At 69.4% G+C, this 5,662-nt stretch carries 6 protein-coding genes; 5 read left to right on the top strand and 1 reads right to left on the bottom strand.

Features of this window, described 5'->3' with window-relative positions; translation table 11 throughout:
* Positions 1 to 217 precede the first annotated feature (217 nt).
* On the bottom strand, positions 218 to 853 hold the full coding sequence (locus FNQ90_RS27290) for an ATP-binding protein (RefSeq protein WP_228471037.1): 636 nt from the start codon (positions 851 to 853) through the stop codon (positions 218 to 220).
* Between the two features lie 382 nt (positions 854 to 1,235).
* Between FNQ90_RS27290 and FNQ90_RS10980 the strand changes: the two genes are divergently transcribed.
* From FNQ90_RS10980 to FNQ90_RS10960, 5 genes are all read left to right on the top strand, one after another.
* A complete protein-coding gene (locus FNQ90_RS10980) occupies positions 1,236 to 2,072 on the top strand; it encodes a helix-turn-helix domain-containing protein (protein ID WP_143621498.1) in 837 nt (278 codons plus the stop codon).
* A gap of 64 nt (positions 2,073 to 2,136) precedes the next feature.
* Positions 2,137 to 3,630, top strand: coding sequence for an aldehyde dehydrogenase family protein (locus FNQ90_RS10975; protein ID WP_182606198.1), 1,494 nt, complete (start codon positions 2,137 to 2,139; stop codon positions 3,628 to 3,630).
* Positions 3,631 to 3,836: 206 nt separating this feature from the next.
* Positions 3,837 to 4,145 (top strand): hypothetical protein, encoded by a 309-nt coding sequence (locus FNQ90_RS10970; protein ID WP_182606197.1) that lies wholly within the window; start codon positions 3,837 to 3,839, stop codon positions 4,143 to 4,145.
* 259 nt (positions 4,146 to 4,404) lie between these two features.
* The gene (locus FNQ90_RS10965; RefSeq protein ID WP_182606196.1) at positions 4,405 to 4,944 is read left to right on the top strand and encodes a hypothetical protein; all 540 of its coding nucleotides are present in this window, start codon (positions 4,405 to 4,407) and stop codon (positions 4,942 to 4,944) included.
* 464 nt (positions 4,945 to 5,408) lie between these two features.
* Positions 5,409 to 5,662 (top strand): hypothetical protein (locus FNQ90_RS10960; protein ID WP_228471036.1); only part of this gene is annotated, 254 nt, incomplete at its 3' end.

Raw genomic sequence — 5,662 nt, 5'->3', positions numbered from 1 at the left:
CCCACACCCCACCCACGTCTCGGACCCACGCCGTTTCCATGACTCCAGCCATCGCCGGAGCACCCCGGGCTCCGGTACCCGATCCGGGTCGGCGGACCGACCCGGACCCGGCATCCGCGCACACCACGGACGGCCGGTGCCCTCGTGCGGGGCACCGGCCGTCCGTGGTGTGTTCCTCGTGTGCCCCGGGCGGTACCGGAGCGGTCGTGACGACCCCTCAGAGAAGTCGGAAGGCGGCCCAGACCACCTTGCCGCGCCTGCCGTCGCTCAACGGGCGCCAACCCCAGCCGTCGCTGAAGCACTCCACCAGGTGCAGGCCGCGACCACCCTCCATGGAGGCGTCGGCCTGCCCGGGCCGGGGAGCACGTTCCCCGCAGTCCCGCACCGCGCACACCAACCGGCGATTGCTGCGCAGGAGTTCCAGCTCCACCGGCGCCAGGTCGGGGGGGTCGGCGACCTGCCCCGGGAGCGTGCCCCGGGCGGGTCCGACGCCGGGACCGCGCCCCGGGGTCGAGCCGTTGCGCGGGCGCCGGTCGTGGGCGCCGAAGCGCTGCTCCCCGACGCCGGAGGGCGCGCCCGGGCAAGGCGCGCCGTCCCGCGCCGGGGCCGAGGACTCCGGGCACCCGTGCCGCACGGCGTTGGTCACCAACTCGGAAACCACCAGGGCGACGGTGTCGAAACGTTCGGAGAGCCGCCATCCCGACAGCGTCCTCCGGGTGAAATCCCGTGCTCCCCGCACGGATTCGGGACGACTCGGCAGACGTACCGAGACGGCCCCGTCCAGACTGCGCGGATCGATCAGGGATTGCTGTCGACCTAACGTGTCGAGAACGGGCACTCCTTCGATCCCCATGGCGCGGACTCCCGGCGTTCGCGGTGGCGGTGGTGGCTGGGCTGGCCGGGACGATCGAGCGGCGGACAGACCGACATCCCGGTGGCCAACGGAGTCACCCCCGTCGGTCCCTGCCGTCTCCCCGTCGAACACGGCAAGGTCGTGCGGGCGTGCCGGCGTACCGGCGCGCTGCACTCATGCTTCCCAACGCCCACAGCAAATGCAAGGGCAGATGCACGTGCATCGCCAAAATTCGATTGAGTGTAATCGAGCGCGCACACAACGGAGCCCGAAGATGGCAGACTTCTCTGGTCACCAAGGAGGATCGGACCCCATGAGCACACCGCAGTCACCGCGGGGCGGCCGAGCCGGAGAGGTCGGGAACGCCGACTCCAGCGGCTCCATGGTGCGCCGCATCCTGCTCGGTGCCCAATTGCGCCGATTGCGTGAATCACGGGGGGTCACCCGGGAGGCCGCCGGCTACTCGATCCGTGCCTCGGAATCCAAGATCAGTCGAATGGAGCTGGGGAGGGTGAGCTTCAAGCCGCGCGACGTCGCCGACCTGCTGACGCTCTACGGGGTCACCGAGGAGACCGAGCGCGAACCCCTGCTCAACCTCGCCCGCGCCTCCAACCGCCCCGGTTGGTGGCACAGCTACAACGACGTGCTGCCCGGGTGGTTCCCCACCTTCGTGGGCCTGGAGGCCGCCGCCTCCTCCATCGCCACCTACGAGGTGCAGTTCGTCCCCGGTCTGTTGCAGTCCGAGGAGTACGCCCACGCAGTCGTCGTCGGCAACTACCCGAACCTGCCCGCCGAGGAGGTCGATCGCCGGGTCGCGCTGCGCATGGGACGGCAGAAACTCCTCGTCGGGGAGAACGCGCCCCGCCTGCACTGCGTCCTCGACGAGGGGGCGCTGCGCCGCGTCTACGGCGGACGGGCCGTCATGCGCGACCAGCTGAAGCTGCTCGCCGAGTACTCCGAGATGCCCGGCGTCTCGCTCCGGGTCATGCCCTTCGACCGCCCCGACCACCCCGCGGTCAGCGGCGCCTTCGTCATCCTCTCCTTCTCCGAGACGGAGATCTCCGACGTCGTCTACCTGGAACAGCTCACCAGCGCCCTCTACCTCGACAAGGAGGACGAGGTCGCCGAGTACCGCCGCACCATGAACGCCCTCACGGGAGTGGCCGCGACCCCCGGGGAAACCCGCCGACTTCTCCACGAAATCGGCAGGGAACTGTAGGATTCGAGGTGGTTGACGTCCCGTCACCCACGTCATCCTCCAAGACCGCGCGCCGAGGAGTGACATGCCCGACTTCCCCGAGGTCCCGTCCATCGGCCCGGAGGCCGTTCCCGACGACCTCGCCCGTCAGTTCATCGGCGGTGCCTGGCGGACCGGAAGCGGCAACTGGGACGTCATCGACTTCAACCCCTGGACCGGCGACAAGCTCGCCGCGATCACCGTCGCCACCGCCGAGGAGGTGGACGCCGCCTACCGTGCCGCCGAAACGGCCCAACGCGCCTGGGCCGCCTCCGCCCCCGGCACCCGCCGGCGCGTCATCGAGCGGCTGCTCGACCTCATCGACGAGCGCGAGCCCTTCATCGCCTCACTGATCACCGCCGAACTCGGCGGCACCCGAACCCGCATCACCTACGAGCTCGGTCTCATCCGGGAGGCCCTGCGCGAGGCCCTGCACCTGCCGCTGCGCGCGGAGGGCCGCATCCTGCCCTCGCCGGTGGAGGGCAAGGAGAACTACCTCACCCGGCTTCCCGTCGGCACGGTCTGCGTCATCTCCCCCTACACCTTTCCGCTCTTCCTCGGCCTGAAGACCGTGGTGCCCGCACTGGCGCTGGGCAACGCCGTCGTCCTCAAGCCCCACCAGTCCTCCCCGATCTGCGGCGGCACCCTCCTGGCGCGCCTGCTGGCCGACGCCGGACTGCCGGAGGGCCTCTTCAACGTCCTGGTCACCGACATAGCGGAAGTCGGCGACGTCCTCATAGAGCACCCCGTCCCACGGGTGATCTGCTTCACCGGCTCCGAGGTCACCGGCCGCCACGTCGCCTCCGTCGCCGGCGGCCACTTCAAGCGGGTCGTCCTCGAACTGGGCGGCAACAGCGCCCTGATCGTCCTGGACGACGCGGACCCCGGGTACGCCGCCGACGCCGCAGTCTTCAGCCGCTTCATGGACCAGGGCCAGATGTGCATGGCCGCCAACCGCGTCCTGGTCGACCGGGCGGTGCTGCCGGAGTTCACCGAACACTTCCTCGCCCGGGTCTCCGCGCTGCGGGTCGGCGACCCCGCCGACCCGGCCACCGAGATCGGCCCCCTCATGGACGCCCGCTACGCGGACCACCTCTGGGGACAGATCGGGCGCGCCGTGGACGGCGGCGCGAAGATCCTGCACGGAGGGGAGCGGCGCGGCAACCTCGTGCCGCCCACCGTCCTCACCGACGTACCCGCCGAATCCCCACTGCACCGCGAGGAGATCTTCGGCCCCGTCGTCCTCCTCACCGCGGTGGACGGGGAGGACGAGGCCGTCGCCCTGGCCAACGACTCCGCCTACGGCCTCAGCGGCGCCGTCCACACCCGCGACATCCAGCGCGGCCTGCGGGTCGCCCGCCGGATCGAGACCGGCATCGTGCACGTCAACGACGCCACCGTCGCGGACGAGCCGATCGTGCCCTACGGCGGCATGAAGTGCTCCGGTCTCGGCCGCCTCAACGGTGACGCGCTGCTGGACGCCTTCACCGACACCAAGTGGATCTCCGTCCAACACGGCCGCACCGCGTTCCCCCTCTGATATCCCTTTCGATTCTCGTCACTCATCCGGCCGGAGGACGGAAAGCGGGCCCGGCGCGGAACACATGGTGCCGCGTGCGTTCCCGCCCGGGTACCTCACGCACGGGCCCCACCGGCCCGGAGGGCCCGGCAGGTGAGGCGCCTCGAGATGGCTCCCGCTCCGCTGCGTGATGTGGGCACCGGCGTATGTCCCCGGGGCATTCCCCGGTGGTGGCGATCGCGGAGCCCTCGCGGTTGGAGGTGGACCCGGGTGACGGCAGCGGGGTCCTCGACTGCCCCTTCACGGTGCGGGAGTCCGATGCCTGTACGCATGTCTACGACCGGGCCTCGGTGAACGGCACCGCGAGGACCGGGGACGGGCTCGCGGCTCATCCGGCCCGGGCGCGGTTGGTCTACACCGTGCGTTTCGAGAACCACGGTGCCCCGCTCACCCTCCCCGGTCTGCCGGAGGCGTTGGAGAGCGAGTGGCGGGAGACCCCGGTGCGGGTGACCGAGGTCCAAGCCGTCGTCCGCTGATTCACCCTGCCCGGGACGCCGGGGCCCCTCTCGGCTGTCTTCAGCGGTATCAAGCGAATCCCCATCCAGTGCGGTCGCACCGCGTTCCCCCTCCGCTCCGCGGCCCGGCGCTCCGGTGCTGTCGGATGAATGAGGCCGGCGGTACGTCACCGTTTCGTGACGGTAAGTCACCTGGTGTACCGGGCGGTCGGTGGTCGCTTCTACGCTGTGGTCCGTGACGAAGACTCCCATTCGACGGTCCCGGTTCCTCGCGGTGGTCATGGCCGCCGCCCTCCTGTCCGCCTGCTCGGACGGGGGCGATGAGGCCGACCCCGACAACGCCGCGCTTCCCGTCCCGACCGCCGCCGAGGAGACCCCCGAGCCGGAGGAGACCCCCGAGCCGGAGGAGACCCTGAGCGAGGAGGATGTCCGGGCCCTGGAGGAGCTCCACGACCGCTACTGGGCGGAGATCATCGCCATCGAGAACGGCGCCCCTCTCGACGCCGACCCCCTCCTCCGGTTCGCGTCCCCGGATCTGGTGGAGAAAAGACTCACGATGGTCGCGAGCTATCACGATCAGGGTTTCTTCAGGGAAGGTGAACCCGCGATCACCAACGTGACCGTTGTGCCGGTCGACGAGGGTTCCGCGCGCGTGGAGTCCTGCGTGAACGAGGACGATTGGCCGATCATGGCGGACGGCGTCGAGGCGCCCATCGAAAAAAGAGGAGCGACTCCCCGTGTATTTCTCGCGGAGTTGAACTCCGAAGGATGGATCCTGGTGGATCAACTCCCTCAGGAAGAGGCGGGGATTTCGTGTTGACGACGATGAGGGGATCGGGGTCCGTCCGGGGTCGCGCGCCATTTCTGGTGGTGGCGGTGGTCGTGCTCTCCATGAGTGTGTCCCCCGCCGCAGCCAATCTCGATGATCCCGACTGCTGGGTCGGGCACGACATCGGAGAAATGGTGTACGTGTGTGGAGGTGGGTCCCCCGTGGAAGAGGACGATGCCGGACAGAGGGGAAATGGAAATGGAGGCGGCTCCTCTTCTCCTTCATGTGATCTTTCGTTGGTGGAAAACCTGGGAAGAGCGGACGCGTCCATCTTCTGTGAGGGTGAGTACGCCTGTTTCATCAACTTTCCCTCTCTTGTGTACCCGGACCCGGAATCGTGGCCGGAGGATCCACCCACCGAGGACTCCGTCTACACGTACAAGGGGTGTCACCATCCCAATGGGGACGGATACAACGAATGGGGGTGGTTCACCCCGGGGGACACGGGTCCGTCGTTGACGGAGTTGGCGTGGGAGGCGTTCGGGGAGCTTTCGGTTCCCGATTTCACGTTGGCGCACAGCCCGCCGGTGCAGGCGGTGATTTTCGTGGACACCTGGTGGTGGGCGGAGGGTCCGTCGGACGGTGAGGTGCGGGGGAGTTCGGCCGGTGGGGTGGTGGCGATCGCGGAGCCCTCGCGGTTGGACGTGGACCCGGGTGACGGCAGCGGGGTCCTCGACTGCCCCTTCACGGTGCGGGAGTCCGATGCCTG

This window comes from Streptomyces alkaliphilus (assembly GCF_014141535.1).
GTDB lineage: Bacteria > Actinomycetota > Actinomycetes > Streptomycetales > Streptomycetaceae > Streptomyces > Streptomyces alkaliphilus.
The sequence above is the reverse complement of the archived record's forward strand: the minus strand, read 5'-3'. Positions and strand labels throughout refer to the sequence as shown.

Coding starts and splice junctions, on each gene's coding strand:
- FNQ90_RS27290 (WP_228471037.1), bottom strand. CDS start 853: ATGGGGATCGAAGGAGTGCCCGTTCTCGACACGTTAGGTCGACAGCAA.
- FNQ90_RS10965 (WP_182606196.1), top strand. CDS start 4,405: ATGGCCGCCGCCCTCCTGTCCGCCTGCTCGGACGGGGGCGATGAGGCC.
- FNQ90_RS10980 (WP_143621498.1), top strand. CDS start 1,236: ATGGTGCGCCGCATCCTGCTCGGTGCCCAATTGCGCCGATTGCGTGAA.
- FNQ90_RS10975 (WP_182606198.1), top strand. CDS start 2,137: ATGCCCGACTTCCCCGAGGTCCCGTCCATCGGCCCGGAGGCCGTTCCC.